This is a genomic window from Microbulbifer mixtoriginis (SeqCode) (assembly GCF_052466715.1).
This window is the reverse complement of record NZ_CP174288.1, coordinates 2431471-2455607: the sequence shown is the minus strand read 5'-3', so window position 1 is coordinate 2455607 and position 24137 is coordinate 2431471. Positions and strand designations below refer to the sequence as shown.

Annotated in this window: 22 protein-coding genes and 2 pseudogenes; 13 read left to right on the top strand and 11 right to left on the bottom strand. The window is 48.8% G+C overall.

Going from position 1 to position 24137, the window contains the following annotated elements:
* Positions 1-14 precede the first annotated feature (14 nt).
* The 6 genes and pseudogenes from ACJJH9_RS10835 to ACJJH9_RS10810 all read left to right on the top strand — a co-directional run.
* A pseudogene (locus ACJJH9_RS10835) lies at positions 15-986 on the top strand (transposase); the annotation flags it as partial.
* 164 nt (positions 987-1150) lie between these two features.
* The gene (locus ACJJH9_RS10830; RefSeq protein ID WP_444922744.1) at positions 1151-1951 is read left to right on the top strand and encodes an SDR family oxidoreductase; all 801 of its coding nucleotides are present in this window, start codon (positions 1151-1153) and stop codon (positions 1949-1951) included.
* Positions 1952-2089: 138 nt separating this feature from the next.
* Positions 2090-2488 carry a thioesterase family protein gene (locus ACJJH9_RS10825; protein ID WP_444922743.1) on the top strand — a complete coding sequence of 133 codons (399 nt, stop codon included), beginning with the start codon at positions 2090-2092 and terminating at the stop codon, positions 2486-2488.
* A 573-nt stretch (positions 2489-3061) separates the two neighbouring features.
* Positions 3062-3859: pseudogene (gene ltrA / locus ACJJH9_RS10820) on the top strand (group II intron reverse transcriptase/maturase); the annotation flags it as partial.
* A gap of 12 nt (positions 3860-3871) precedes the next feature.
* A complete protein-coding gene (locus tag ACJJH9_RS10815) occupies positions 3872-4198 on the top strand; it encodes a group II intron maturase-specific domain-containing protein (RefSeq protein ID WP_444925217.1) in 327 nt (108 codons plus the stop codon).
* A gap of 217 nt (positions 4199-4415) precedes the next feature.
* Positions 4416-5108, top strand: a complete 693-nt coding sequence (locus ACJJH9_RS10810) for an aspartate/glutamate racemase family protein (RefSeq protein WP_444922742.1) — start codon at positions 4416-4418, stop codon at positions 5106-5108.
* A gap of 40 nt (positions 5109-5148) precedes the next feature.
* Here ACJJH9_RS10810 and ACJJH9_RS10805 read toward each other — a convergent pair whose 3' ends face one another.
* Positions 5149-6090 carry an IS110 family RNA-guided transposase gene (locus ACJJH9_RS10805; protein ID WP_444922741.1) on the bottom strand — a complete coding sequence of 314 codons (942 nt, stop codon included), beginning with the start codon at positions 6088-6090 and terminating at the stop codon, positions 5149-5151.
* A gap of 297 nt (positions 6091-6387) precedes the next feature.
* Between ACJJH9_RS10805 and ACJJH9_RS10800 the strand changes: the two genes are divergently transcribed.
* The 4 genes from ACJJH9_RS10800 to ACJJH9_RS10785 all read left to right on the top strand — a co-directional run bounded on the left by ACJJH9_RS10800 (position 6388) and on the right by ACJJH9_RS10785 (position 10498).
* Positions 6388-7005, top strand: coding sequence for a LysE family translocator (locus tag ACJJH9_RS10800; RefSeq protein WP_444909444.1), 618 nt, complete (start codon positions 6388-6390; stop codon positions 7003-7005).
* A gap of 717 nt (positions 7006-7722) precedes the next feature.
* Complete coding sequence (locus ACJJH9_RS10795) at positions 7723-9222, top strand: vanadium-dependent haloperoxidase (RefSeq protein ID WP_444922740.1); 1500 nt, start codon at positions 7723-7725, stop codon at positions 9220-9222.
* A 204-nt stretch (positions 9223-9426) separates the two neighbouring features.
* The gene (locus ACJJH9_RS10790; RefSeq protein WP_444922739.1) at positions 9427-10143 is read left to right on the top strand and encodes a helix-turn-helix transcriptional regulator; all 717 of its coding nucleotides are present in this window, start codon (positions 9427-9429) and stop codon (positions 10141-10143) included.
* Positions 10144-10177: 34 nt separating this feature from the next.
* Positions 10178-10498: a hypothetical protein gene (locus ACJJH9_RS10785; RefSeq protein ID WP_444922738.1), complete on the top strand. Its 321-nt coding sequence runs from the start codon at positions 10178-10180 to the stop codon at positions 10496-10498.
* A 334-nt stretch (positions 10499-10832) separates the two neighbouring features.
* Here ACJJH9_RS10785 and trmA read toward each other — a convergent pair whose 3' ends face one another.
* Complete coding sequence (gene trmA, locus ACJJH9_RS10780; RefSeq protein ID WP_444922737.1) at positions 10833-11921, bottom strand: tRNA (uridine(54)-C5)-methyltransferase TrmA; 1089 nt, start codon at positions 11919-11921, stop codon at positions 10833-10835.
* Positions 11922-11976: 55 nt separating this feature from the next.
* Between trmA and ACJJH9_RS10775 the strand changes: the two genes are divergently transcribed.
* Complete coding sequence (locus ACJJH9_RS10775; RefSeq protein ID WP_444922736.1) at positions 11977-12381, top strand: secondary thiamine-phosphate synthase enzyme YjbQ; 405 nt, start codon at positions 11977-11979, stop codon at positions 12379-12381.
* Between the two features lie 9 nt (positions 12382-12390).
* Here the strand turns inward: ACJJH9_RS10775 and ACJJH9_RS10770 are convergent, their stop codons facing one another.
* From ACJJH9_RS10770 to ACJJH9_RS10730, 9 genes are all read right to left on the bottom strand, one after another.
* Positions 12391-12726 (bottom strand): TusE/DsrC/DsvC family sulfur relay protein, encoded by a 336-nt coding sequence (locus ACJJH9_RS10770; RefSeq protein ID WP_444886387.1) that lies wholly within the window; start codon positions 12724-12726, stop codon positions 12391-12393.
* 8 nt (positions 12727-12734) lie between these two features.
* On the bottom strand, positions 12735-13025 hold the full coding sequence (gene tusB / locus ACJJH9_RS10765; protein ID WP_444886386.1) for a sulfurtransferase complex subunit TusB: 291 nt from the start codon (positions 13023-13025) through the stop codon (positions 12735-12737).
* Position 13026: 1 nt separating this feature from the next.
* Complete coding sequence (tusC, locus tag ACJJH9_RS10760) at positions 13027-13389, bottom strand: sulfurtransferase complex subunit TusC (protein ID WP_444922735.1); 363 nt, start codon at positions 13387-13389, stop codon at positions 13027-13029.
* A 2-nt stretch (positions 13390-13391) separates the two neighbouring features.
* A complete protein-coding gene (gene tusD, locus ACJJH9_RS10755) occupies positions 13392-13784 on the bottom strand; it encodes a sulfurtransferase complex subunit TusD (protein ID WP_444904934.1) in 393 nt (130 codons plus the stop codon).
* A 65-nt stretch (positions 13785-13849) separates the two neighbouring features.
* The gene (locus ACJJH9_RS10750) at positions 13850-14533 is read right to left on the bottom strand and encodes a Bax inhibitor-1/YccA family protein (protein ID WP_152453311.1); all 684 of its coding nucleotides are present in this window, start codon (positions 14531-14533) and stop codon (positions 13850-13852) included.
* Positions 14534-14711: 178 nt separating this feature from the next.
* Positions 14712-17159, bottom strand: a complete 2448-nt coding sequence (locus tag ACJJH9_RS10745) for an endonuclease/exonuclease/phosphatase family protein (RefSeq protein ID WP_444922734.1) — start codon at positions 17157-17159, stop codon at positions 14712-14714.
* Positions 17160-17168: 9 nt separating this feature from the next.
* Positions 17169-18443 carry a glycosyltransferase gene (locus ACJJH9_RS10740; protein ID WP_444900579.1) on the bottom strand — a complete coding sequence of 425 codons (1275 nt, stop codon included), beginning with the start codon at positions 18441-18443 and terminating at the stop codon, positions 17169-17171.
* Entirely contained in the window at positions 18440-20683 is a 2244-nt protein-coding gene (locus ACJJH9_RS10735) for a hypothetical protein (RefSeq protein WP_444922733.1), read from the bottom strand. Before ACJJH9_RS10735 ends, ACJJH9_RS10740 begins: the two co-directional genes overlap by 4 nt.
* Entirely contained in the window at positions 20683-21390 is a 708-nt protein-coding gene (locus ACJJH9_RS10730; RefSeq protein ID WP_444900581.1) for a TVP38/TMEM64 family protein, read from the bottom strand. Before ACJJH9_RS10730 ends, ACJJH9_RS10735 begins: the two co-directional genes overlap by 1 nt.
* Before the next feature lie 304 nt (positions 21391-21694).
* On the opposite strand from ACJJH9_RS10730, the gene ACJJH9_RS10725 reads away from it, so the two are divergent.
* Together ACJJH9_RS10725 and ACJJH9_RS10720 are read left to right on the top strand one after the other, a co-directional pair.
* On the top strand, positions 21695-23017 hold the full coding sequence (locus ACJJH9_RS10725; protein WP_444922732.1) for a TolC family protein: 1323 nt from the start codon (positions 21695-21697) through the stop codon (positions 23015-23017).
* Between the two features lie 2 nt (positions 23018-23019).
* Positions 23020-24126 (top strand): efflux RND transporter periplasmic adaptor subunit, encoded by a 1107-nt coding sequence (locus tag ACJJH9_RS10720; protein ID WP_444922731.1) that lies wholly within the window; start codon positions 23020-23022, stop codon positions 24124-24126.
* The last annotated feature ends 11 nt before the right edge of the window (positions 24127-24137 follow it).

Genomic DNA, 24137 nt, shown 5'->3' with positions numbered 1-24137 from the left:
ACCACGCTCATGCGGTAGCTAAAGCGGCTGATACTCTGCAGAAACACTTTGATAAAATTGATCAGTTCTTAAAGAATCACTCCCCCAGGATGGGGCAAGGTAAAACCCCTAAAGAGGTAAAAAGTAATATCACGGACAATGAATCAGCCAAGATGACTACCAGCAAGGGAACCATCCAGGGCTATAACGGTGTTGCCGCAGTTGATAAGAAGCATCAAATAGTTGTTGAGGCACAGGCCTTTGGAGAGGGCCAGGAACATCATACACTGAAACCTATTCTCGATGGCATCAGTTGCCATTATCAGAATATAGGAATAGATGAAGACATCTTGGCCAAACAGGTCATCATTACTGCTGATACTGGGTTCTCCAACGACGTTAACTACAGCTACCTGCGAGAGAACGGCATCAATGCCTACATACCTGACAATAAATTCCGTTCACGTGATAAAGCTTTTACAAAGCAAAAAACCAAGTATGGCAAGCGCAATCAAAAAGGTAGGGCTAATGTCCAGAAGACTATCCCAGCTAGTGAATTTACATTCAACAAGAAAAAGAAAACCTGTGTCTGTCCAGCAGGAAAAGCCATGCTCTTGTTAAAAGAAGAGGATGTCAGTGAAGATAAGAAAAAACTATTGTTCGAAGGGCACCTCACTGACTGCAGGGCATGCAGCCTTAAAAAACAATGTATGCGAAACCCAGATTCTGCCGACTCTCGAAAAGGACACGGAAGGCAAATATCTCTTACTTGGGCAAACGGACGGACAGCCACCGACTGGATTAAAAAGCGGGTTGATAGTACCGAAGGCAAGACCATTTATGGGCTCCGAATGTCTGTTGTCGAGCCAGTGTTTGGGAACATTGGTACCAACAAGCGATTGAATCGCTTCTCGCTACGAGGAAAAAGTAAGGTTCAGGGGCAATGGCAGATGTTCTGCTTGGTACATAACATTGAAAAGTTGATGAGATATGGCAGTATCCACTGATTGAGTATAAATTAAGGGTATCAAGACGCCTAAATTTAATACAATGAAAGAAATTTGGCGGTATAGATAAATTTTAGCCGAACTTTCAATTGGAGGAGTCTGGTAAATGGCAGCTTTTTCTAAAACTGTTTTTCTACAGCCTCGTTAAACGAAAAGGAATCAAAATGCGGTTAGAGAATAAGATTGCATTAATTACAGGAGCAGCCAGAGGAATAGGAGAAGCAATTGCACGACTCTTCGTGGAAGAAGGTGCTTTCGTTATTCTTTCTGATTTAAATGATGAGCAAGGAAAGGCTGTTACATCAAGTATTAGCAAAAACTGCGAATACTTGCATTTAGACGTTTCTAAAGAAAATGATTGGTTGTTAGCTCAAGAAACTATTTTAGATAAGCATGGGCAACTCGATATTCTCGTGAACAATGCGGGTATAACGGGCTTTCTAGAAACAAGCGGGCCACATGACCCAGAAAATTTAGACTTTAATAGTTGGCAAAAAGTCAATGCGGTTAACTCAGATGGTGTTGTCTTAGGTTGTAAAACAGCTATTAAGCTTATGAAATCATCTAAATCAGCCAGTATTGTAAACCTCTCATCAAGATCAGGTATTGTTGGTATTCCAGGTGCAGCAGCATATGCTGCAAGCAAAGCTGCTATTCGAAATCACAGTAAAACTGTTGCTCTTTACTGTGCAGAGCGAGGTTATCCTATTCGATGTAATTCAATACACCCTGGCGCCATATTAACTCCAATGTGGGACGCCATGCTTGGAGAAGGAGATGCAAGAGCTAATGCTATACAAGCCATCTCATCAGATATTCCTCTAGGTGTAATGGGCTCTGCCGAAGATGTAGCCTATGCCGCCTTATATCTTGCATCAGATGAGTCAAAGTATGTCACAGGTATAGAGCTAAACATCGACGGTGGTATATTGGCTGGTAGTGCAGCATCACCAAATAGAGAGTAGGGTTTAATAAGTTTGTGCACAGGACTTAATTTCCGTTACATCTTTTGCCATTGCTTCGCAACTGTACGAAAAAAGGTTCCACTACAATTAAGCCTGTGACAAAGGCGTTATGTTTCAGTCAAAATTTAGGAGTAAAAGTTGGAATTAGAAAGTAGAGAAGAATTAATATACGTAGTGCAATCCAAAGATTTAGCTAAAAACTTGTCAATCGATGAACAAGATGATTTTCCGGAAGTTTTTGCAACATCAAGGATGGTCGCGCTAATGGAGTTAGCCGCAGCACGTTTAATGAAATCTCTTCTAGGAGATGATGAGCTGTCGGTTGGTGTAAATGTAACGGTAAATCATCTTGCTGCCACCCCTAATGGAGAAGAAGTTAAAGCTATTGCAATATACAAGGGTATGGAGGGTAAACTATATAAATTTGAAGTTGAGCTACATGATAAAGGTGGTAAAGCTGGCAACGGTACGCATACAAGAGCTATTGTTAAAACAGAGCGCTTGGTACAAGGTGCCATCAACAGGGCAAAAACATAACAAGTCATGGCTGTCGGATTGCTATGCAACCGCAGCTTGAGGCATGTGTGCCAGGCATGGCATTTAACTAGAGAGGTGAAAGTCCTCTTACCAGGTATTCGTGGGGCCGAAGGTTAGCGAAAGGGCAAGGTTAATACCGTGAGGTGTTGGCTGGAGGAAGCCCAACGCAAATTCACGGGGTGATGAACAAGAACTGGATATGAGGTGTGACGTAGGCGGAGCCAGTGGGCACGTGACCATGAAGCTCTCCATCCACAACTGGCCTGCGTTTTATAAATCCAGCATCCACGTGAAGAAAGTTAAATGTCTTACCCTGGGAGGTCTATAGGTTATTAATGGAATAACTGAAAACTGAGAGATTGGTTTTGACCGACCTATAGAAGTCAGCAGAAGGCATTGTAGGTAGATTTCGTGCTACTAAAGGCCTGAACAATTCTGGACAGTATTGTTAACGCAGAGCTTGATGACTGCATCTGACAAGTAACTTAGTTGCCAGAAAAAAAATATCTTTTTTTTGGGTGAACTTCAAACTCGAAACTTAATCGTACCTTGTCCAATTCCCCATCTCTTTTAATGCGAAGAATTCTAGATAGGAATAATCTGTTTCTAGCATTACAACAAGTTTCTCGTAACCAGGGTGCGCCAGGTCTCGATGGTATGACGGTAAAACAGTTACCGGCACATCTTAAGCAGACTTGGATTGTTACTCGACAAAAGGTACTAAGTAGTAGCTATCGTCCTCAACCAGTGAGACGCGTCTTTATACCAAAAGGCAATGGAGGCCTGCGTCCATTGGGTATACCCACTGTGCAAGATAGATTGATCCAACAAGCTATCGCACAGATACTCAGTGAGCAATGGGAGCCGAAGTTCCATGCGCTTAGTTTTGGTTTTAGACCAAATCGATCAGCGCATCAGGCAATGAAACAAGTGCAATCCTTTATTCGACAAGGAAAGCGCTGGACGATTGATATGGACTTGAAATCCTTCTTTGACGAAGTGAATCATGACAAACTTATGTCAACACTGAAGAAAAGTGGGATACCGACCGATGTACTGGGTTTGATAAACCAATACCTAAAAGCGCCGACGGTAGTTGATGGCAAGTTAATAGCTACAACTAAAGGCGTACCGTAAGGTGGGCCGTTATCTCCGCTCCTAGCCAATATTTTGCTTAATGAACTGGACTGGGAGCTGCACAAGCGCCAACTCAGTTTTGTGCGATATGCCGATGATTTTCAGATACTGGTGGGAAGTCGTCGGTCTGCAGAGCGGATAAAATCAAGCCTTACGCACTTCATCAAATGTAAGCTGAAGCTCACAGTAAATACTGAGAAGAGTGCAGAGGATCACTTCTGGAAGCGGAGCTTTCTAGGATTTAGATTGCTGAGGAAAGATGCCCGGATAAAGGTATCAGAATCATCGATTAATAAATTGAAGGCAAAGATCAGAATGGTCACCCGCCGAACACGAGGCCGCAAGTTTACTCAGATCATAGAAGAGTTAAAGAAGTCCCTGCTTGGTTGGAAAGCGTACTTCGACATCAGTGAAGTACTGAGCCCTCTGAGAGATCTAGACAAGTGGATAAGGCGGAAGTTGCGATGTTATCTATGGAAGCAATGGGGGCGTAGTGGGTATCGCAGATTAAGGGGGCTAGGAGTTGATCGCTTTTTAGCGTGGAATACGGCCAAATCAGCGCATGGACCATGATGGAGGCTAAGTAAAAGTCCAGCCCTTTACAGAGCATTACCAAATAGATACTTTAGGAACTTGGGGCTGCCGGAAGTGGCAGATAGAAAGCGGAAAAGAATTGAACCGCCATGGTACGTGATCCGTATGCCTGCTGGTGTGGGAGGAGGGGCATCGTGAGGTGCCTCCCTATCCCGATTAGCTGGCACAATTAAACAATGAGTTAAACGAGAGGTATATGAAAACTATCGGTCTACTTGGTGGTATGAGTTGGGAATCGACAGCAAGCTACTACAAGAAAATTAATGAAGGCGTAAAAGACATCCTTGGCGGGTTACATTCAGCAAAGATTTGTCTTTATAGCGTGGACTTCAATGAGATAGAAAAGTTACAGCATAAAGGGTGCTGGGATGAAACAGCAAAGATTCTCTCACAGGCTGCTCAGTCTGTTGAGGCAGGAGGTGCTGATTTTCTTCTAATCTGCACAAATACGATGCACAAAGTCGCAGATGAAGTTCAATCTTCTATTTCAATCCCACTTGTCCATATAGCAGATGCAACAGCAGAAAAGCTCATTGCCGATGGTATTAAACGTGTTGGTTTGCTTGGTACAAAATTCACAATGGAACAGGGTTTCTATAAAAACCGTGTTTCAGAAAAATATGGAATTGAAGTTATTGTTCCAAATGAAGATGAGCAAAATACCATTCATGATGTAATTTACAATGAATTGTGTCTTGGCCAGATTAACAGTAATTCTAGAGAAAAGTATCTTGAAACAATCAAGAATCTTCATTCACAAGGTGCTGAAGCAGTGATTCTCGGTTGTACGGAAATTGCTCTACTTGTTCAGCAACAACATACTCAAGTGCCACTGTACGACACAACACAAATTCATGCCGCACAAGCAGTAAAACTGGCAACTGCATAAAGTGCCAGCTAACAAGTGACTATGGTTGCTTGTCAAGCTTTTAAGCCATATTTTCATCCCAGTAGGTGTTATTTTTCACCATGGTATTCAGGATGGTAAGTTGCTTTCTCATACATGCGATAAGGGCCACTTTTTTAGGTTTGCCAGCGTCGACTAAGCGTTTATACATTGGCTTTAATTTAGGATGGCACTGGATAGCCGACATTATGGAAACAAATAGGACCGTGCGCACACGATGCCGCCCACCATGAATATAGCGTTTACCTTGAAAGTTCCCACTATCGCGGTTCATAGGGGCGATACCAACGAGTGCAGCAATCTCTTTTCGGTTCAGTTTTCCCAATTCAGGTAGTTCGCTCATCAGGGTGTAGGCCAACACATTCCCGACTCCCTTAGCGCTTAACAATAGGTCGCGTTTTTGTCGCCATTCGGCAATACTGCTGACGAGTTTATCCAGCTGCTTGTCGATTACTTCTAACTCTTTTTTGATGGCTTTCAATATGGATTGAATAGGTTTGTGTACAGATTTAGGCATTCGCTTGAGACGGTTCTTTTGCATTGTACTCATCTCCAAGCACTGACTTCTTACAATCAGCAAGTCACTGATATTCCTTAATTTTTGAGGTTTTATCGACGATAGCCTCGGCTTCATTGCCTCCCCAAAGTGAGCAATGTCGACAGCATCCAGCTTGTCAGTTTTGGCGAGTCGTCCCGCTGACTTTGCAAAGTTTCTTACCTGCGAAGGATTGCAAACAACTATCGGCAATCCCGCTTTGTGAGCAGCACAGACGAACTCCAGTTCAAGTCTTCCGGTGTATTCGATAAGTACTCTTTTGGGTTTAAGGGGTTGTAGTCGTTTAATGGCGTCCTTAATACCATCTTTATCATTGGTAACACTAAAGAATTGGCCAGTTGGTCTCACAAAAATATCGAGCTGTTTGCTGCTAGTATCGATACCGACATTGATCTCTTGAGGTTCCATAAGATAAGCTATCTCCGCCTTGCTATTCGGGCTCGAGGCCCACATGACTATTCGAGTTATGCCTAGTGAGTACTTATCACGTTCATACTTGTTATCGGTCTTTTACGAACCGGCCGGGCAGCGAACTGTGATAAACAAGGCCTTCGGTGGCCGCTGAAGGTGGGTCTCAATTTACCCGTTAGCGAAAAGGATTTTCAACATCAGAATCGGACAAGAACGACCATACAAGCAGCAGCACGATTGCCCGCAAAATATGTAAGCTGAACGTTATACCCTTGCAGGAGAAGGATACACCGGATGATATCTTTAGAGTTTTTACTTACTTCGTTAGTTGTAGTTTTAATTCCCGGGACCGGAGTGTTGTATACTGTGGCTACCGGATTGTTTATTGGTAGAAAAGCAAGTTTATTTGCTGCCCTAGGATGCACTTTAGGCATCATTCCAGCACTCTTAGCAAGCGCTTTTGGTTTGGCTGCAATTTTTCAAACTAGTGTAATAGCGTTTCAAATCGTTAAATACATTGGAGCTGTCTACTTGCTTTATTTGGCATATCAAATGTGGCGTTCCTCATCTCCTTTATCAGTTTCTAACCAGCAGTCAGACAGCAAATACTCAGGCATCATAGTAAAAGGCTTTTTGCTAAATATACTAAACCCAAAATTATCTATTTTCTTTCTAGCGTTTCTTCCTCAGTTTATTCCAGCTACAACAGAAGGTGCATTGGATAGCATGCTTACACTTGGCGTTGTGTTCATGATAATGACGTTTGGCGTTTTTATTGTGTATGGTTTTCTATCAGGTAGTTTTAGCGCATTCATTATTAAATCAGAGAAAGCAAGCATTGCAATTCAGAAGCTCTTTGCAACTAGCTTTGCAGCACTCGGCATCAGGCTGGCGTTTAGTGAGCGGGTATAACAAGCCAATTAACTTCGCGCCTGAAACCTCCTCCAGTTAAGTGGGTAGTAGCTTTTCACTCTAAGTGCCTGAAGGCGCTAATTAATCGATGTCGCATCCTTGCTTGTGGTGAAATTCTCAAAATTTATCTATGTTTTTCTATCACCTCCCTAGGTTTATTCTGACACGCTAGGCAATCTGATCGTCTCATCTTTAATTGAAATTCATGTCGACTAAAACAACAAAGTTAAGTTGAAGAATATACTTTCCTTCGAGTTATTTATTTATATGAAGATGGCGCTAGGGTAGGTTTTAAATTCACTGTTTGGAACACTTTTCTTACTCCATTCTTGTGTCTTTTTTAGGGTGTAAGTTCTTGTATTTTGGGGTATTTGGCTGTGTCCCTTTCATCGGTTAGGCTGTTTGGTAAATAGTAGGTGCGATCTAATAAGAACTTTATATGTATCGTTTGCTTAACTGCCAGCAGTATCTAAGTACTTAATAAGAGAAGAACTCTAATGGTAATTGGTCTCCTCTTGGCTTGACACTACATATTTAGGATGCTTGCGTTGTATCACAATATTGCAGTAATGCGGGCGTTATGATCACTATAAATGGTAATGGGGGGTAGTAGTGTCAAAATTTTGAAATAGTCTACGTGGCTTTTGCTGACGGCGGAAATGTCTTATGGGACGAAAGTTCTGTTATTAATGTTAATCAAATGAAAAGGGAAGTTTAATGCGAAGCAATAAATTTTATAAGCAGGCTCTAAAAGGAGTTTTGGGTTTTCTAGTTGTTTCAGCTAGCTGGCAGGCTCAAGCCTTCACTTGCCCACAATTGGCCGATGTTACATTGCCACCAAAGTGTAGCTCTGTAGACTTAGAGAGTTGCAATGCTGCAGCACAGAATATAATTCCTGCTGCGGCCTGCGCAATTTTTGAGGTTTCGCCCGCTGCTAATGATGCAACTTTAGTGCTACGTTTTACGACATTAATAACCAACTCCTGGTTTGATGCAACTGCACCTTATCACCCTACTGCAAAAGGTGTTTATTCTGACATTGCAAGGATGCCTCAGCCATCGGATAACAGTGAATTAAATATTGCACTTTCTTACGCATCTCATAAAGTGCTAAGTGGGTTGTTTCCACATTTGGTACCGGAATGGGATAACATGCTGGTTGAATTAGGTTTGGATCCCTACAACCTTTCTGAAGATACTACTACGCCGATTGGTATTGGTAACTATGCCGGCCGAAAGGTATTGGAAGGGCGCGCCAATGACGGTATGAATCAGTTGGGTAATGAGGGAGATCAGCTATATCATCGTTTACCCTATGCCGACTATACCGATTTCAAGCCAGCTAATACGGCATACAAATTACGCTTCCCTTCTAAGTGGCAACCAGCTGTTTTAATGGAGCGCCCTGGCGTATTCCGGGTTCAGCAATTCGTAACCCCTCAAATTGCACTGACAACACCCTATAGCTATGAGTCTCCGGACGAATTCACTTCTCCAATACCTCTAAAGTCAAAAATTTGGAACTATCCAAGTTATGTTGCGCAAGTTAATGATGTACTGAATACGTCAGCGAGCTTGACGGATGAACAGAAGATGAAAGCCGAGCTGTTTGATATGAAGATATTCAGCTTGGGCTTTGCTGCTGTATTTGCATCTGAATCTCAAGGTCTTTCGTTGATGGACTTCATTCATTATGACTTCCTCACCAATATGGCCGCTTTTGATACCGCTATTGCAATTTGGAAAGAAAAGCGTCGCCATAATTCAGTTCGGCCTTTTTCTGCCGTTCGTTATATTTATAAGGACGAGCTAGTTACTGCTTGGGGTGGCGTAGGCAAAGGAACAGTGAACGACTTGCCAGCTAGCCAATGGACAAGCTATTTACCTGTAGCAGATCATCCGGAATATCCCTCTGCATCTGCCAGTTTTTGTGCAGCTCACGCAGAAACAAGCCGCCTATTTTTACCTCAAGGAGATACGTTAGGGTATAGCGTACCTGCTCCTGCGGGAAGCTCACAGATTGAACCTGGCATAACACCGCAAGCTGATATGTATTTGCATTTCCCGACTTGGACATCGTTTGAGGAAGACTGCGGAAACAGCCGTATTTGGGCTGGTGTGCATTTTGAACCTTCAGTACCAGCGGGCCAAAAGATAGGCCGTGAAATTGCGAACCGTGCCTATCAATTTTATCTTTCAAAAGTAGCAGGCGAATAATAAGGATTTATCGTGGCGGAGAGTGTATTTGCTGATTCAATGGTATGATTACACTCTGCTTCTTGCTCCTTATGCGCAATCTTTCCGCTTTGTCATAGCGGCGTACCGGAACTTGGGTGAGGTGACTAGATTTTTCTGAGCTGTTAAAGTGTTTGTTATGTTGATTAATTTTTCCTTAGTTATGGATAGAGAGAAGTAACCAAAATGAGGAAATCAGATAGGCTTTTTCAGCTTGCGAACATTTTAAGAGCTCACCAGCCTATAACTGCAAAAGAACTTGCCGAAAAATTATCTGTTTCTGAACGGACAATCTATAGGTATATGGATGATCTCTCTGTATCGGGGATTCCTGTTTATGGTGAAGCAGGTGTAGGGTATCGCCTTTCAAATGGGTTTGAGCTTCCCCCATTGCAATTAACACAAGAAGAATTTGAAGCGCTTATTATTGGTTTAAATTTACTGTCTTCATGGACTGGGGCTGAGTTAAAGCAATCTTCACTTTCACTGTTAAGTAAAATTGAAGCTGGTTTACCTGATCTTGGGAAGTATGACCTCCATAAAATAGTTAGGGTACCAGGTAAGCATTTAAGATCAGTGGACTTCAGTTTGTGGGACCAGCTTCATAAAGCGATTAGTTCAAAGCAGTGGATTTATCTTTCATATACTTCCCTGGCAGGCAGTAGGTCAAAGAGAATCGTTTATCCCTTGGGTCTCTTCTATTGGGGTGGCAAGTGGACCCTTGGTGGATGGTGTGGTTTAAAGCAAGATTATCGAGACTTTAGAATTGATCGTATTGAAAGCCTTGACCTGGAAGTGTCCCAGCGTGAACTTCCCACTAATGTTAGCTTGTCAGATTATATTGAAGTGCAGAAAAGTTCATCTTTGCAAAACACTACTGACACAATGCTGTCAGGAGTCTAACCCGATAATGTGACCTCCACAGAAGGAGTGAATAATGTTATATCACAATCGAACGGCTGATTTTATAGGTTTTGAATTTGCTACATTTCGTCTCCGGGAAGGTGTTTCGGAGAAAGACTTGATAGCACTCTCAAAAGAGGTTGATGATGCGTTTTTATCCAAGCAAGAAGGTTTGCTATCTCATTTCCTTCTGCGAGGTAAAAATGGTATCTACGCTGATGTCGCTTTAGCCTCAACCCAGGAAAGGGCTGAACAGATATGTCAGTTGTGGCTGGATAATGAAGTTACAAGAAAGTATTTGCAGATCCTTGACTCGGAATCTGTTGATATGACATTTTGGTCGAGAATTGCTTGATAGATAGCTAGGCACAGAACGAAAGTAATAAGGAGTATTAATTTTTGTGCTGCTCCTTATTTATATCAGTTTTGATCCGAATTGAGAGGATCTCTTCGAGAAGTGCTCATTTTGTTCAAATGTAAGTACTACAATTGTTCCTTCGGGTGTTGGTTTCGCTTTGCTGCAATAACTAGTAGGAAGTAATGCCCCTCTCCTCAAAAGTTCCCTTTCAAGGTTTCCTCTTGATTTGGGACTGTCAGGTCTTCAATTGATTTACAGTGATGATTAGAGCGATGTAAGGCTGTTTCGGGGGCAGTAAGAAGTTGCCCCCGAGTAATACCTTCATTGGTCGTTATTTGCGCACCAGTAACAAGCCGGTTTCGGTGTGGTCTGTGTAGGGGAATTGATCAAATAAGGCAAAGCGCTCGATGCGGTGGGTCCTGCTCAAGAATTTGAGGTTTTCCAGCTGGGTCTCCGGATTACAGGAGATATACAGAATGCGAGGGAAGCGCGCAACCATTGCACAGGTATCTTCATCCAGGCCGGCGCGGGGGGGATCTACCAGCACAGTGTCAAAACTGTAACTATCCAGGTCTATATGAGCGAGGCGACGAAATGGGCGAACCTTGTCGATAGCCTGGGTAAACTCCTCGCTGGATAAGCGCACGATATCCAGATTATTGATGCTGTTTACCTGAATATTCTCCTGGGCAGAGTTGACCGAAACCTTGGAGATTTCAGTGGCCAGTACTTTCTCAAAATTTTCACTGAGTGGAATGGTAAAGTTGCCATTGCCGCAATAGAGCTCAAGCAGGTCGCTGGAGTTCTGGCCGCAGGCATTTTTGGCCCACTGGATCATGGAACGGCAAATGTGCCCATTGGGTTGGGTAAAGCTGCCTTCTACTTGTTTGTACTGATAGCTCTTGCCATCGATATCCAATTTCTCGGTGACGAAATCTCGCTCTAACACCATTTTCTGCTTGCGCGAGCGTCCAAGGATAGGGAAGCCCAGTTTTTCTTGAAAGGCCCTTGCTTCCTGTTCCCAGCTCTCTTCCAGCTTTTTGTGATAGATGAGTGTGATGAGCGCATCACCACTCAAAGTGGTAAGGAATTCGGCGGAGAACAGGCGCTTGCGCAGTATTTCGCTGCTGTTAACGGCCTCCAAGACCTTGGGCATTAGCTGATTCATTAGCTCCGAGCCCACGGTAAATGTATCGATGATAAAAGGCTTTTTATACTCACCCTGGCGATACATGGCGTAATGAGCTACGCCGCCTTCATGCCAAACCTTGAACTCGGCGCGAAGCCGGTAATGAATGGGCGGAGATGGAAATAGCTCAGGCTCCAGATTAGTAAATTCACGATAGGCCTCGGCCAGGCGCTTGGCCTTTGCATGGAGCTGGTCTTGATAGTCGTCGGTGTTAACGCGGTGCAGTGCCATATTAAAATACGGTAGTCTCAATGGTAGAGCGGGCGCGAATTATATAGGAATCCGTATGGCAATAGGTGAGATTGCAATAAGAGTGTCTGGGCAGGGGCTTCAGGAGTTTACCAGCCAAGTGGCCGATTGGGTGTCGAGGCTCAATGTGGGGGAGGGGCTTTGTACGCTATTTATACAACATACTTCGGCGAGCCTGCTGATCCAGGAGAATGCCGACCCTAGCGCGCGCAGGGATCTTGAGCAGTGGCTCAATCGGCTGGTGCCAGAGGATGACCGCCTCTATACCCATACTCTTGAGGGGCCAGATGATATGCCGGCCCATATCAAAGCGGCCCTGACTGCCACCAGCCTCTCGATCCCCGTGCAAAATGGGCGGCTAATGTTGGGTACATGGCAGGGTATCTATTTGTGGGAGCACCGATACCACCACGGTGAGCGCAGAGTCATTCTCCATATCTAAATGTTCGGCCTAGAGGCAGTTGGTGGGCTTGGGGAGACCGGCAATTTTGCTGGCAATCTTGGCAGGACTTGGTGGGAACAGCTGCATGAGGTAGATGCTGCGGCCTTTTTCCGAGCCCAGGTGCTGGCCGATAAACTTTACTAGCGGGCGCATAGCGGGAGATAGTTCAAATTGGCGATAAAATTCCTGCAGCAGCTCAATGACCTCCCAGTGGGCGTTGGTCAGCTCGATTTTCTCGGCGTGAGCTAGCTCTTCGGCCACATCGCGGTTCCAATCATTGAGGTCTCGCAGGTAACCCTCTTTATCCAGAGGGATTTCCCGGCCATTTACAGTTAGGTTGCTCATTGTATTGATCACCGGAACCAACTGACGATGGGGTTATGCTCGGTACATAGTTGCACCCAGCGAGCATCGTTGATCATCTCTACTGAGGCGAGTGTCGAGCTGGCCTGTATGCCGCGGGCTTCGCTATCGGCAATCAGGCAGTAGACCTTTGCTTCTTGTAGGTCGTGCAAGGCTTGGTGCTTCAGGGCGTAGACCCCGTCTTCAAGCAAGAGTAGGGCATCGCCTTCGGTGAGACTCTGCAGGCAATCGTGTAGGGCCTGGCTGCTAAAAGGCGATTTACTGACAATATGTAAGGTCATCTTAAAAACTCAACACGCACTGGTAAGCAGCGATTAGCTTCCCTGGCTTAGTAATCAGGGAGATTTCCGCTCCGGGAATCTGTATTTGGTCAGGGTGGATACCTCTTTGCTCCAGGCTGTGCTGGCACACATAGAGCTGTTCGACCCCAAACATGGGGAGTGCCATAAGGTTCCGGTACAGGTTTTTTTGTTCTATGGCCTCTGGAGCTTGGTTGCCCAGTAGTTGGAATACGCCATCGCCAAGGAATAACAAATCAACGTCCTGTTCCATAGCCGCTGAGGCAAGCACAGCTTCAATCCCCTCTCGGGCCAGGGCGCTACCATAGGGTGCAGCCCTGCATAGGGTCAGGGTCTGGTTACCCATTGTTAACCTCCAAAAGTGATCAGGCGCTCAGAGTTGGCAACGGCATCGGTGAGCTGGCCGAGGCCGGCCAGTTCGAAGCCTTCTGCAAGATTGGCTGCGGGCTTTTCCAGGCGGTTTGCTTCCCGCTGGCTTAAGACACCGCGTCTTTGAGCGGCGGCGATACAGACGACCAAATCCAGGTTGTGTTTCTGTTGCAGTGATTGCCACTCACTGATCAGGTCGGCTTCGTCCTGGGGGGGTGCGGCAATATTGTTGCCGTTTTGTATGCCATCACAGTAGAAAAAAATCCGGTAGATTTTATGACCCTCGGCCAGTAGCGCTTTGGCAAAGCGCAATGCGCTGGCTGCCGATTGCGAGGCGTGTGGAGCGGAGTAAATTGCCAGGGAAAACTTCATAGGGGGCCAAATAGTAAAATGCCCCGCAGAGCGGGGCATTGGGTCTAGCTCAGCAGCACTTATGCTTAGTCGTCAGAGGAAGCGAACCCAAGAATGTGCAGCAGGCTGGTGAACAGGTTGAAGATATTCAGGTACAGGGAAGCCGTTGCCATCAGGTAGTTGGTCTCACCGCCGTTGATGATACGGCTGGTGTCATACAGGATGAAACCTGACATCAGCAGGGCAACAACACCACTCAGGGCAACGCTGACCAGAGGCATGTGAATGCCGAAGAAGCCTGCGATGATGACTGCCAGGAAGCAGACCAGTACAGCGATCAGGCCAACAGCCAGGAAACCACCCATAAAGCTGAAGTCTTTGCGGGTAGTCAGTACGTAAGCAGAGAGGGCAAAGAAAATCAGGGCTGTGGTACCTAAAGCTTGCATTACGATCTGGCCACCGCCAGCGAGGCCCAGGTAATGGTTAAGCAATGGGCCGATAGATGCGCCCAATAGGCCGGTGAATGCGAAAACAACACCGACGCCGGCGCTGGAATTGGCAGTGCGTGGCAGAACGAACCAAATCAGGGCCAGGGCTCCCAGGGAGCAGATCAGGCTCATGCCGCGGCCCATGCCGACGGCCATAGAGATACCGGCTGTGACAGCACTAAAAAGTACAGTCATGGCCAAGAGGGCATAGGTATTGCGCAACACCTTCGCCGATTCCGAGCGGTCCAGTGCACGGGTATTTGTATAAGCTTGCGGTTGCATTTAGCGACTCCTGCTATTTAATCGATACCGGAATCATATAGCTCGCGGTGGGGACCATCAAGTCGGGAAATCCCTTTTAGGCGCTGGCTATAAATTGAGTTGAATTCGAAAAACCGCAGTTTTTTCAGGGTTTTAGTCGAATCTTCTCCTGCTATTAATAGGGACCGCTGGAGATTTTTCAAGGGGTTTTGCTTGTTTCGGGCCTAAAAGGCACCTCGATATCGACAATCAAAGGCAGGTGATCCGAAGCTTGTCGGGTCAGCACGGTACGTGGCACTCGCACTTTTTTTATCACAATGCCGGCGCTCAAGAAAATATGGTCGATTCGCACCTTGAGAAAAGTGCCTTTAGGGCTATGCCTGGGTGCTTGCTCCTGGGCATCGCGCAGGTAGCCGCAGAGGCGTTTACACTCGGCGGAAGTGGGCAGAGCATTGAAGTCACCGAGTAAAATTCGCTCGCCTTTACAGCGAGGGTTGCTCAGCCATTCTGGTCCCAGCAGAGCATCCACCTGCAGTAACCGCTCTGCGCGCGAGAGTCCGAGATGCGTATTGATCACCTGAATTTTGCTGCCATTATGCTCAACTTCTACCCAAATGGCGCCGCGAGGCTCATCTGCAGCGGGATTGAACAAGCGCCCCTTACCCTTGGGTGGCCCCGGTAAAATTCCTTTTTTGATCAGCTTTGCCGGTAGGTGAGTGAGAATGGCGTCGCCGTAGCGCTCCTCATTGAGGTTAATGGCTGGCTGAAAATGCACATCCATTGAGAGTAACCGTGCCAGGCGCTCAGCCTGATCAAGCCCCCCGGTGCGTTTGCGTTTCACATCCAGTTCCTGCAAGGCGACAATATCGGGGCGGTAGCGGGCGATTACCCTGGCAATACGCTGCGGTGACAGAGTACCGTCGGTTCCTTTACAGCTATGCACATTGTAAGTCATGACTCGCAGAGTTTTTTGTGGCAGCTGGTGCTCATCCAATTTTATCGGGTGGGCGCCGCGCAGGTAGGCCCTCGCAGCAGTGCGTAGATCCTGGGGGCGCCAGTAGCCCAGCCGCGGATCTGGCGGCTGTATATCTTTAGGCATTAGGGCAAAGGCGTGGGTTTCCCTGGGACCGGCGGCACCGTGGCTGCCGTTTTCCATGGCGAAAGTCAGAGGCTGTTCCTCGCTGGAGCACCAGCCGTACATCATAAAGTCGCCGGAGTCGGGGTGACTGCACAAGCTGATCATGTCGGCAATGGATTGCTCGGGGTAGGGGTGCTCGTCCCCCATCAACTTGCGGCCGTCTTCGGGCAACCTCACCGGGCCGTATTTCCACCATCCGTGTACCGGAGACTTTGCCGAAGTGGGGTCCACCCGATAGAGCACCAGAGGCACATGGGCCTGTTCAACTATCTTGCGAGCGACCTGTTCGCGGCTGATATTGCCCAATTCCAGGTTGTAGAGCATGGCCAGAGGGCCAAGGGCGGTGAGTGCCAGAGGGGTTTTACTGGTGCTGCAATCAACAGACTCCTCCTGTTTTTCTATGTCTTTTTTATCCATCCATTCGCTGCCAAACAAGCGCGCCCGCTCCAGCTGCACGCCGTGCCTGCTTTGGCCTGGCTCAATTTCTGGCGGTTTTGCGAGATCGGATAATGTCTCTGACAGAGCATCGCCAAGACTGCGGCCAAAGACCTCCTCGTAGGGCTTGGTTTGTTCCTGGCCATGATCGGAAAAAATCCACACATCGTAGTGGCGCCGATCGGAGGCATGGGCGGCACGCCAAATGCGGGCTATGGCATCGTCGATACCCTTCAATACCCAGTGGGCGAACGCCGAGCGCGGGCCGCGTCGGTGGGACTGCTCGTCATAACCGAGCAAATTGACATAAATAATGGGTAGGCCGCGGCTGATGTCCACCTTGACCCCCATGGTGCAAAATTCTCTTGAGAGAATGGTGATACCGACCCGGGTGGGGACAAACATCAACTCCTTGAGCAAGTTTTGCCCCTGCATCACGCCGCGTATGCAGTCTACAAGGGATAGCAGCAACTCCACCACAATCAGTGCAGCTGTGCGTATCAGACTCCATAAGTTGGTCAGGATGAGAACGGCAATGGTCCAGGGGCTGGCACTGCGCAGGGCTGGACCCCAGCCCTGATCGGCTGGGCAAAAGTGTGCCTCGCCGGTTTTGGTACCGGCGCGAAACAGGCTCAGGTAGCAACTGCCATCGCGCAGAAGGGGGTCACGCTGTTTGAACATATCCCTGCTTTCCACCAGCGCGGCCACTTCCGGGTCGTACATACGGCCGAGTTTTTGGGTTTCATGGATAAGAAAGCCAAAGGCCGGTACTGCCTGGCGCACACCGTAGAACAGCTCTGCCTGTACGGCGGGGGTGGTGGAGGGAATCCCGGAAAACATGTGTTCCAGGCGGTAGTGTTCTTTGCGGATCAGGCCCTTTAAGAAAGGCATCCGGCCCCCGGAAAGAGCCTTTAAGAGTTCCGGATGTGCCAAACCATCAATCTGGATCAGGATCAAACCCGGTGCGTGGGGTTGACGGCCGCTGGTGGAGAGTCCTAACAGTTTGGCGATCCACTCGCTGCGGCTGAAGCGGCGGCGCCAGCGCCTAATGGAAAGTCCGACTCTGCTTAACATAATGGGCGGCTATGGCTCCGGTGCCTGGCCAAATGCCGCACCGGCGGCTCCGGTCAACCCTTCGATAATCTCCCACTGGGCACCAATAAGATTGCGCATGCGCATCCACTGGGCGAAGAGGGAGTCATCCAGGGCCCATCCGTATTTGAGCAGAGGTTGATAGAGATCCAGCGCTCTCTGTGCACAGCTGTGCATAGAGAAATCCCGTGCGGTGTTTAGGGCTTCTCGGTTGAGAGCCTGGCGTTGTTCCGGGGGTAGCTGGTAAAGCCAGCGGATTGCCTCAATAAAGCTTTCCAGGTTTATTTCCGTCACCAGTCGCCCATTTTTACCATTGCGTACCATTTCCCGGGAGCCGTTGGCATCCAGGGCAATAACCGGTACCCCTCCAGCCATGGCCTCAGAGAGCACTAGCCCCTGAGTTTCACTGGTAGAGGCGAAAACAAAAGCGTCCATGGCGTTGTACATGTCCCGGCGCGCCTCGCCGAGCACTGCACCGGGCATATGCAGACGCTGGGAAAGCCCCCGGCTGGCAAAAATTGCCTGCAGCTCATCCTCAAGTGGTCCGCTGCCGGCAAACAGGAAGTGAGTGTTGCCTTCATCCCGCATAAATCTCGTCACTGCATTGCAGAGGAAACGCAGATTTTTTTCCTGACCAAAGCGGCCCAGGTGGCCCACCACAAATGCGGATTTGGGAATACCCAGGCGCCGACGCACCTTGCTGCCGTCGCCGTTGTTGTAATCCTCCAGTTGAACGCCCGTGGGCACCTCGGCGATGGGGGTTTGAACGCCGCGCTCACGCAATAATTTAACAATGCTGTGGCTGGGTGCCAGTACCAGGCTGGACAGGTTGGCATAGCGTGTGGCCAGTTCAATCACGAAGCGTTTCAGCACTTGAGAGTCAGCGGGTACATAGTGGGTATAGTGCTCATAGAGTGTGTGGTGGGTGAAAACCAGCGGTAGCTCCCGCTGCCGGGCTACTCGAAGGGCAGTCATACCCAGAAGAAAAGGGTGGTGGGCGTGAACGATATCTGGCTTGAATTGATCTAGCCGATCACTCAAATCCGGTGAAAAAGGCAGTGCTACTGAGAAGTCGCTGCCATTGAAATTTTGGATGGCGTGGATGCGTACAACGTGCTTTTCCCCGGCGATTTTCTCTGGAAATTCCGGGGCCACGATCAAAACCCTGTGCCCTCGCTTGCGATATTCCTCGCTGAAAGCAGCGACCGAGTGCGCCACGCCACCGACATGGGGTAAGTAGGTGTTGGTCAGCATGACGATATTCACTGGGATTTTAACTCCACAGATTGCAGCCCCTCGCCAACCAGTGTGGGTGGAAAGCCAATGGGGTTAACAGCAATGGCCGGTGGCTTTCCGTACCAGTCTGCGGTCCAGGAGACCTTTGGGCGGACTCCGGGAGTGATCTCCAGGGAAATCACTCCAAAGCGCGTCGGCGCTGGGCCGAAGCGAATGGGGACCTTGGCAGACGTATCCTTGAGCCATTCCGGCGGTAATCCTGAGACCAGTATCAAGGCGTCCTGTTCCTCTCGCACAAAGCAATTGCGCTGCATGGCGACCCACTCTGCAGCGGCCCAGGCATGCTGCCCGTCGCCCATGCAACCGCCCAGGGAATGGGGGTGGATGGCTTCAGGCCACTGGCCGGTGGGGGAGGCCAGTTTGGCGACACTGCGCATCAACTCCAGGCATCGCCGATCCCCGGCGCGCAGTAAGACCTGGGCAATATGTAGTGTGAGGTAGGCATTGATACCCGAGTGGATCATATCTTGAAAGAAACCGCCGCTGACAAAGCATTTGTCGATCAAAAAGTCAGCCAGGTCGATCAAGCGGGGATCATCCGGGGGGTAGAGCTGTAGTGGATAGCCTGCCACCACGGACCCGATAGCTCCGGCATCCAGGCGCCGGTTGGGAGAGGCCGGCATGGCGGATCTTCCTAGCCGTTCTTGAGCACTGCTGAGGCTTTCGTCAATGGTGCGCTGAAAATCATTGGCGGCAGTGCTGAATCGGTGTGCATTGTCGTCGATGCCTTCTCTGGTGCAGATGGCGGCAGCGGCGTGTAATCCGGCTACTCCCCAAAAGTCATCCCAGTAGTAACAGTCGTTGGGACCCAGGTGCTCTGCACTGAAGCCCGCTGGTAACAGGCCCGCACAGAGGCTGCCATCCTGGGGCAGGCGCTTGTTGATAATCCATCTGGCTCCCTTGAGGATGGGCTCGCACCAGAATTGCTTAAGCGGCTTATTTGCCAGTTGGCAAAATAAGTTGAATATCCAAAGAGCTTCGCCGTTGGAATCCCACTCACCATCCTGGGAGTGAAAAAAACCATCGCGTTTTTGTCGATGGGGAAACTGATCCAAAGCCCGTTCTGCGCGATCAATCAAGCCTGCGTAAAGCAGTGACTGGATCATAAAGGCGGCATCCCGGAACCAGAATCGCTTGTAGGTGTAAGGGCCTGGGTACACATCTTTGGGGGAGTGCAGAATTAGGGTGCGAATGGCTGAGTCGTAAAGGAATTGGAAGTCCCGATCTGGAATCTCGAGCGCGCAGTGGCCTGCCAAGCTTTCCGCCCAGCTTTTCGTCTCTGTGTCTTTAGGGGTTTCGCTGTCGAGGGGAATTGAAACTTCCAGCTTCAGGGGTTTGTGACGCTCTAATCGAAACATGGCTGCAGCGGAGGCCATGCCCACATCACATTCACCCTGCATACGCCCAGTTTCGTCTTTCAAGTGCAGGTAAATATCCCCACCGCGATAATCTGAGGCCAAGTGCTTGTCGATGGGTTGACTGAATAAAACCGCTTGCTTGTCTTCAATGAGCCACCCCCGGCCTTGGTCATTGAGGCGCACCTTGTGTACAAAACTGACCCCCTCTGGATTACATGGGCGCAGGACTACCAGTAGCCAGCCGCTGTTCCGGCAACTGGCGGTAAGTTTGATGTTGCAGTGGGGGGCTCCATCAATGGCTTCTACGGCTACAGTGTTGCGCAGTTTGAGTCCGTGGCGAGCGGATTCCGTAACCACAGAGAGGTGATCATCCAGTTCCTGGTGTTGCTCACAATAGGTGAGGGAGGCGGGAGTTAATTCCTCGCCACCGTCGCCGATTACCCAGGCATCAATAGACCACCCGTCGTAGTAGGGTGTGACCAGGCCACGGGGATCGACCACCGGCAAAGCCTCACAGTCCGGCAACCCCACAGCGGTCCAATTGCGGTGGCTGAGGTTACAGTGGGTAATAGAAAAAGCCCGGGGGATAAACGAATTATCTCGTGGGTCAAACTGGCGTTGTATCCAATAGGGCCAGACCCAGTCCAGATTGTGCTGGATTACTTTGCTGTTGATCAGTGCACGGGCGTGAAATACCGCACCCGCACGCAGTAGCTCAATGGGCTCGCTGACTTCTGAGGGTTCGGCGAAGCGCTGTAAGCGAGCCATCAATGTCAGCGGATCAAGAAAACCGTGGGCGGTGGCAAATCGGCGTACGAAGAAGCGCCACGGTAGCCATTTCATCCAGGGCATCAGAGATCCTCTTCTTTCACGATCTTCTTCAGGGCGCGTCGCGCCATGCGTGTGAGGCCGATCAAGGCTAGTACAGCAAGTACAAAGCCCATGATGTAAAGCGCCCATTGCACCGTAGTGCGCTCCTCCACCTCACCCAGGGACGTTAGATCTGCGGCGATGGAGCCTACATATACATTGTTCAGAGTGAGGGGGATTACCCCCAGAGCATTGCCCAGTACGAAATCCCGCAATCGAACCGGTGTTAGCCCAAAGAAATAGTTGGAGAGCTTGAAAGGGAACAGTGGTACCAGGCGGGTTAACATGATCATCTGCCAGCCCTCACGACGAATCACTTCGCCCACCGTGGCGGGCTTTATGTGGGACATAATCCAGCGTGATGGCCTCTCTCCGAGCAAGTAGCGGGCAATCAGAAAGGCCAGGGTTGCGCCTAGGACGGTTCCCACCAGTACCAACAAAGTGCCTTTGATTACTCCAAATACAAATCCTGCGCCCATGGTGAAAATAACACCAGGCAACAACAATACGATCGCCAGGGCAACGATTAACACGAATAGCAGGCTGGTTTGCCAGCCCTGCTCATTGAGCCACTGGAACAGTTCGATCAGTCGCTCATCTAGGTTGAAATACATCATCAGGCTGAGCGCACCGGCCACGGCGATCAGGCAAATCAGAATCACAATTACCGGTAGGAATTTCACCGCCATAGAACTGCTCGGGAGCCAACAACAAGCGGTTTTGATCGCCGCCAGTTATTAGCCTAGCCAATGGAAAAGGGCAGGTGAAACTTCATTTTGACGCACCCGGATTTTATCGGGCGCTAGCACCTATAAAGGATTTATTGGCGGGGAAATGGCTCAGGCAGATATAAAAAAAAGAAATATGTAGGGGGAGTACACTGGTTGGCGTGGGGATAGGCGTGCTGACTAAGCGGTGAGCATGAAGCACATATACTTACTGGAATAATTGCATATTGTGCGGGTGTGTGCTGCTGCCAGGAAGGGGTGATCGTTGTTCAAGGGCGGGTTCGCAATATGGATCTTTATCGGCGCTGCCTGGAGCTCTGCCCCTGAGCCTGTGCTTCCGCTCAATGATGCAGTACAAACGGCCATTCGTACCAACCTGCGGGTGCAGGGCGCGGCTCTAGAAGTCGATGAGGCGGGTGATATGGTTGAGGCGCTAAAGACACGCCGTTACCCGCGATTGGAACTGAATGCCGCCATCAATCACAACCTCACCACCCAGAGCTATACCTTCCCTGAGGGTAGCCTTGTTCCCGATTCTGAAATAGGACCAATCCCACCAAACAATGTGGAGATCACCACCGAGCAGGGAACTACTGAGATTGTCTCCTTCAGTGCGCGCCAGCCTCTTACCCGTCTCTACACTATTGCCTTGGAAATCTGCGAGGGCTATGTCACCACGGCGATGGCGGTGCAAAAAGTGCGTTGGACGCAGCAGGATGTCGCTTTTTTGGTAAAGCTGCAGTATTTCGAGGTGGGCAGGATTATCGGTGACCTCCAGGCAATTGATGAATCTATTTTGTTCTTGAGTTCCCTGAGTGACCTGGTGCGCAATTATGTCGACCAACAGGTGGCTCTGGAATACGAGTTGCTGGATGTACGTGCCCGCTTGGCCCAGCGCCAACTGGAGCGCCAGCGCAGGATTGATGAGATGATTACGGCCAAGGAGCGACTCAATGCGCTATTAGGGCGCGATGTAGAAACGCCATTTAGCGTCGAGCACCTCCCTGTACCTCATCAAGTCGTGTATGACACCGATGCATCCCTAGTGTTGGCCTTTGATCAACGCCCTGATTTTATTGAATCACTGTTGGCCATTGAGAAGGCTGAATACAGCTACGATGTTAAGAAATCTGAATATATTCCCGATATAGACTTTCACTTCAGCTATCTCAAGCTCTTTAACGTAAGCCTTGTGCCCGATGCCGAGGCAATCGTTGCTTTAGATTTACGCTGGGAGATTTTTGACTGGGGGCGCAAGCGGGATGAGCTGGCCAGCCGCGCGAGTAAAATTGCTGGGGCTGAAGTCAAAATGGGGGAGGTTCGCAGCCAAATTGAAATAGAGGTGCGTGATAGCTTGCGCAAGTTGCGGACTGCGCAGGAATCGGTAGCCGTAGCGCGAGAACTACAAGCGGCATATCGGGAAAAGTTACGGGTAATGATCAATCGCTATCGTGAGCAAACGACGCTATTAACCAACGTACTGGAAACGGAAACCCAGCTCGATCGCGCCAACAGCGATTACAACAAAGCGGTACTTTCTGTCTGGAGGGCGTTAGCCGAATACGAAAGAGCGGTTGGGGAGGTGTAACGATGTTGCGTTTACCCCTTTTACTGATGTTTCTGCTCTTACTATCGGCCTGCCAAAGTGAGCCGCCGGGGAAAAGTCCGGTGCCTGTGCAAGCTACAGTGGCTCGTACAGAAAGTGGAATTGAAGGTTATCCATACTCTGCTGTGGTCCACCCCTATACGCAGGTAGATGTAGCATTTCGAACAGAGGGGTATATCGATGAAATTCCAACTCGCCGGGTTCTTGGAAAAATAAGAATATTGCAGGGCGGGGACCGAGTGATTCAGGGAGAGCCCCTGGCTATCGTCAACGACGAGCAATACAGAGACAAGGTGGTTGAGGCGGCAGCGAATGTCAGTAAAGCAGAGGCTGCCCGGAGGAAAGCAGATCTGGACTACAAAAGAGCTTCGGCTCTTTTTGCCACCGCAAGTATCACGGCACCGGATTACGACGCCGCCCGGGAGGAGTATGAGATCTCACAGGCCTCTGTTGTAGGTTCTAAGGCGCGCTTGGATAACGCTAAAGAGAATCTCAATGACACGGTATTACGTTCACCCCTTACCGGAATTATTCTTCAACGCAATATAGAGGTCGGCACTCTGGTGCAAAGGGATGCCGTTGGTTTTGTGGTTGCCGATATCTCTCGTGTCAAAGTGGTTTTTAATGTGCCTGATGTGGTGTTGAGCTTTGCCAAACTGGGTAGTGTTATCTCTATGATGACAGAGTCCCAACCAGGCAAGACTTTTACTGGCCAGGTCACAGAAGTTTCCCCGAAAGCAGAGGAACGCACCAGAGTTTTTGCCATTACCGTAACCGTGCCTAACCCCAATGCAATATTAAAACCGGGCATGATTATGAGTCTTTTACTGGACAAAATGCGGCCTCAGCCAAATCGGGTTGTGGTGCCCCTTTCATGTTTGGTCCCGCAATCAAATGAGTCGGAAGGCTTTGCCGTTTTTGTATTGGAAATTGACAACAATGTTTTACAGGCAAAGCTGCGCAGAGTGGTTCCAGGGCCGGTAGTGGGTAACAACATTGTTGTTTTACACGGCCTCAAGGAGGGGGAGCGGGTTGTGTCAAATGGTGCGTCACAGTTACAGGATGGTCAGGCGGTAAGGATAGTGCCCTAGTGCCTCAAGGG

What these genes read in the sequence shown, in the direction of transcription:
- ACJJH9_RS10805 (WP_444922741.1), bottom strand. Translation starts at nt 6,090, where the DNA reads ATGGAACCTCAAGAGATCAATGTCGGTATCGATACTAGCAGCAAACAG.
- tusC (WP_444922735.1), bottom strand. Translation starts at nt 13,389, where the DNA reads ATGGGTAACCAGACCCTGACCCTATGCAGGGCTGCACCCTATGGTAGC.
- ACJJH9_RS10750 (WP_152453311.1), bottom strand. Translation starts at nt 14,533, where the DNA reads ATGCAACCGCAAGCTTATACAAATACCCGTGCACTGGACCGCTCGGAA.
- tusB (WP_444886386.1), bottom strand. Translation starts at nt 13,025, where the DNA reads ATGACCTTACATATTGTCAGTAAATCGCCTTTTAGCAGCCAGGCCCTA.
- ACJJH9_RS10810 (WP_444922742.1), top strand. Translation starts at nt 4,416, where the DNA reads ATGAAAACTATCGGTCTACTTGGTGGTATGAGTTGGGAATCGACAGCA.
- ACJJH9_RS10735 (WP_444922733.1), bottom strand. Translation starts at nt 20,683, where the DNA reads ATGCCCTGGATGAAATGGCTACCGTGGCGCTTCTTCGTACGCCGATTT.
- trmA (WP_444922737.1), bottom strand. Translation starts at nt 11,921, where the DNA reads ATGGCACTGCACCGCGTTAACACCGACGACTATCAAGACCAGCTCCAT.
- ACJJH9_RS10775 (WP_444922736.1), top strand. Translation starts at nt 11,977, where the DNA reads ATGGCAATAGGTGAGATTGCAATAAGAGTGTCTGGGCAGGGGCTTCAG.
- ACJJH9_RS10800 (WP_444909444.1), top strand. Translation starts at nt 6,388, where the DNA reads ATGATATCTTTAGAGTTTTTACTTACTTCGTTAGTTGTAGTTTTAATT.
- ACJJH9_RS10790 (WP_444922739.1), top strand. Translation starts at nt 9,427, where the DNA reads ATGAGGAAATCAGATAGGCTTTTTCAGCTTGCGAACATTTTAAGAGCT.
- ACJJH9_RS10795 (WP_444922740.1), top strand. Translation starts at nt 7,723, where the DNA reads ATGCGAAGCAATAAATTTTATAAGCAGGCTCTAAAAGGAGTTTTGGGT.
- tusD (WP_444904934.1), bottom strand. Translation starts at nt 13,784, where the DNA reads ATGAAGTTTTCCCTGGCAATTTACTCCGCTCCACACGCCTCGCAATCG.
- ACJJH9_RS10830 (WP_444922744.1), top strand. Translation starts at nt 1,151, where the DNA reads ATGCGGTTAGAGAATAAGATTGCATTAATTACAGGAGCAGCCAGAGGA.
- ACJJH9_RS10745 (WP_444922734.1), bottom strand. Translation starts at nt 17,159, where the DNA reads ATGTTAAGCAGAGTCGGACTTTCCATTAGGCGCTGGCGCCGCCGCTTC.
- ACJJH9_RS10730 (WP_444900581.1), bottom strand. Translation starts at nt 21,390, where the DNA reads ATGGCGGTGAAATTCCTACCGGTAATTGTGATTCTGATTTGCCTGATC.
- ACJJH9_RS10785 (WP_444922738.1), top strand. Translation starts at nt 10,178, where the DNA reads ATGTTATATCACAATCGAACGGCTGATTTTATAGGTTTTGAATTTGCT.
- ACJJH9_RS10720 (WP_444922731.1), top strand. Translation starts at nt 23,020, where the DNA reads ATGTTGCGTTTACCCCTTTTACTGATGTTTCTGCTCTTACTATCGGCC.
- ACJJH9_RS10770 (WP_444886387.1), bottom strand. Translation starts at nt 12,726, where the DNA reads ATGAGCAACCTAACTGTAAATGGCCGGGAAATCCCTCTGGATAAAGAG.